This window comes from Sporosarcina contaminans (assembly GCF_042679045.1).
Taxonomy (GTDB): domain Bacteria; phylum Bacillota; class Bacilli; order Bacillales_A; family Planococcaceae; genus Sporosarcina; species Sporosarcina contaminans.
The window spans coordinates 1-3,114 of the sequence record NZ_JBHTLT010000075.1; the positions used below are offsets into that span (position 1 = coordinate 1).

3 protein-coding genes are annotated in these 3,114 nt (G+C 33.0%); all 3 read left to right on the forward strand.

What is annotated here, in order from left to right; translation table 11 throughout:
- Positions 1-439 precede the first annotated feature (439 nt).
- The 3 genes from ACFQ38_RS11465 to ACFQ38_RS11475 all read left to right on the forward strand — a co-directional run bounded on the left by ACFQ38_RS11465 (position 440) and on the right by ACFQ38_RS11475 (position 2,746).
- The gene (locus ACFQ38_RS11465; protein WP_381481005.1) at positions 440-664 is read left to right on the forward strand and encodes a hypothetical protein; all 225 of its coding nucleotides are present in this window, start codon (positions 440-442) and stop codon (positions 662-664) included.
- An 85-nt stretch (positions 665-749) separates the two neighbouring features.
- Positions 750-1,001: a hypothetical protein gene (locus ACFQ38_RS11470; protein WP_381481007.1), complete on the forward strand. Its 252-nt coding sequence runs from the start codon at positions 750-752 to the stop codon at positions 999-1,001.
- A gap of 1,031 nt (positions 1,002-2,032) precedes the next feature.
- Positions 2,033-2,746 carry a YqeB family protein gene (locus ACFQ38_RS11475; RefSeq protein WP_381481009.1) on the forward strand — a complete coding sequence of 238 codons (714 nt, stop codon included), beginning with the start codon at positions 2,033-2,035 and terminating at the stop codon, positions 2,744-2,746.
- Positions 2,747-3,114 lie beyond the last annotated feature (368 nt).

Genomic DNA, 3,114 nt, shown 5'->3' on the forward strand with positions numbered 1-3,114 from the left:
TAAATTCTTTATCATATTGTCTTTTCATCTTTTTCACTCCGCTCAATTGGATAAGTTTATTATAACTCTCCCAATTCAATGAGTCCTAAATTTAGACTATCATCAGTTTTACTTTCGGGATGGATTTAGGTGTTAGGTGGAGTTTTCAACTAATAATATTGATTTTAGTGCCTTAGATAAAAAAATAAGTCATTTATCCAAGGAACAAATTATAGAAGTAATAACCTCCTATTATGATGGAGAAAAAATCAAAGATATTTTAGATAGATATGAAATAAAAACAAATGCATCAAATTTAGTAAGGATCTTTCCACCAGTTATAAGTGATAGTTTTTGTATGGAGTGTAAATCACCCATGGTGATAACCTTACAGTCAAGGTCATATTCCAATTAAATTAATGATCAACAGAAATTTTGCTCTAATTGTGGGCATCAAGAAATGCCATTTTGTAAATGCGAATCTTGTAAAAAAGAAAAAATTGAAGCAAAGAAACTTGCTGAAGAGCAACAAAAGAAATTACTTGAAAAGAAACGCCAATTACTATTTGATTTTTATGATGAGGATAACTGGGAGAAAATTAGCGAGAAGGAATTAAGTATAGAAGATAGGCTTTACTTGGCAGTTGTATTGAAAGGGGCTCTTTCAGAATATAAGTTGTATTGAACCACTTGAAAAAGTTGAAGAGAAAATTGCACCTACGCCAGACTTCAGAATCGAAACAATAAAAACATTAACTGAGAGAGACATTTTGGTTCCAAGCTTAAAATCAAAAATGAATGACTTCGAGGTGGAATATTCAACAGAAGATGAAGAGCACTATGAAATCTCTTATTATATCTACAAAGTGCGTTATCGTATAAATATCGAGCCAGAGGATTATGATTATGACGCTATGATTAAGCGATTAATGTATCCTGATTTAAGTAAAATGGAAGGTTTCAAAGAATTTTGTTATGAAATGTGGAAGCGGGTTTCACTTAATGAATGCTTACAATCCTGATTGTAACAAATGGAAAAGGTGGGTTATTCTTTTAATCCAGGTGAGAAGACGATAAAAGTTTTCGAAGAACTATTAGACTATTTCTCTGTTTCTCAAATTTACGGTATTATTTATCGTGCGGTTGCTAACAGTACTCGGAGATATCAAGCTAGAGAGATTACAAAAATTCGTGCCAAAATTCAGTTATAACTTCTTGTGAAAATTATGGTCAGAGAGCGATAGCGAAAGGGTGGCGGTTAACCCATTATTCACGAATAAAGGATCTACCTGAGACCTACATTAATACGATACTATTTACATCAATTATGCAAATTGCTGAACTTGGTTTCTCAGAAAAGCCAACGCTTAGTTTTTTAGAAGAGATAGTAGATAATAAATTCCATATAAAGGCGGATTTCTATGGCTAAAACTGATAATTTACTAGCAATTCTATGGATGCTTAGTTCGGGTGAAAAAATTACCGCGAAACAAATTTCAGAAAGGTTAGAGATGAAATGAACACTTCTTTCAGTTAATGAATTCAATAAGTAGATGAACTAAAAAAATCAACTTAGCAGTTTGATATTAGTTTAAATAGTTACCATGCTTTAGACGAGATGTCTAAGCATGGTTTTTGTACAAAGAATTTAAAAATCAGTATAAATGCAACTTAATCTCTCGTTCTTTTTACCTGTTATCATAAAATAAGTCACTAGTGTCGCATAAATAAGTTCAAAGTATTCCGTCTAATATCTAAACTTTTAAATATTTTATTTTCTAATAACTTTGAAGTCTACAGAGTAGAGGCAATTGAACCTACATTGGAAGATGTTTTCTTGCATTCATAGTCAATTATTTTGGCTGCATGTAATTGGAAAAAAGAATTTGGTACTTACTGAATTTATATTGTTTCCGAACAGAAGGTAATCATTCAAGATGACTAACCTATGATAAATGATGGAAAACAATAAATGAATCACCTTCTAATAATTGTTTTTGGTTGAAACTGAAATCCTTCTAATTCGTATATATAGAAGGGGGTGGGGGTTTAATTGCAAAACGATTCAAATCATAACTCTACTGTAATCAGTGTTAGTCGTGCTGAAAAATCATTCTGGTATATCAGTTTTTCGGTATTAGGCATTATGATAGGCTATTTTCTTTCAAGGATCCTGTCATGGGCAATCAATATTGAAGGTCTTCCCTTTCAAAAACGCTTGTCACTTATTACAAAGTTTGTAGAATTCTTTCAATCACTTATTGGTGGGTGGTCTAATCTATTGTTTTCCCTTGTCGGTTTGCTCATCGGTATATATTTGGCAAACCAATTATTAAGGGAAAGTCCAACTATTATCGTTACAGGCTATGATATAGATATTAGTAATCATATCAAATTGCTTCGAAGTGAAATTCAAACTATATATTATGATGAAGAAGATCTCGTGGTAGTGGGGGTTTCTGGTCATGAACTTTTAAGAGAATCTTATGATATAAAAAAGGAAACTTTGCAAAATGCCTTAAACAATCATAGGTACCCATTTCATTCGAACGATCCGTATAAAACTCAATTTAAGGTTTGGATTCCGAATACCAATGAACTTCCAGTACACGTTAATGCATTGTTGAAAGCGAGGGAGCTTGCTAAAAAAAACAAGGATAAAGATGAAGTAGTTAATATTTGTAGAGAATTATCGAACTTAGGGATTATTGTAAAAGATAATGAGGATAAAAAGCAGTTTTGGAGGCATGTTGTGCCAAAACAATAAATAATGGCAGTGTATTCACTTTATCATAATGATAAAGTTGCTCTTTCTCCCGTTGATTACAGCCAATGGAATGTACCACCCTTGTCATCTTTTTTACCACCCAATGACAACGTTTGTACCAGCGAACGACAAGTAGCTTACCATCGCCAGGAGAAAAAGATTTTGATAAAGTAGGAAAGTTTTAATCACGTAAGCCACATTTCTGAATCAATCACTATATCGTACTATAGTCGGGACTAACATGCTCGTCTATCGCCATAACGAAAAGGGGCTGTCCAGAAAGTCAGTGTAAACTGATTTTCTGTGATAGTCCCTTTCTGGTTGGAGAATAAATGGGGAACCCCTGACAACCGTCGCTTTCCGTTCCA

Excerpts from the sequence above, each read along its gene's own strand:
- ACFQ38_RS11465 (WP_381481005.1), top strand. The coding sequence starts at position 440 with ATGCCATTTTGTAAATGCGAATCTTGTAAAAAAGAAAAAATTGAAGCA.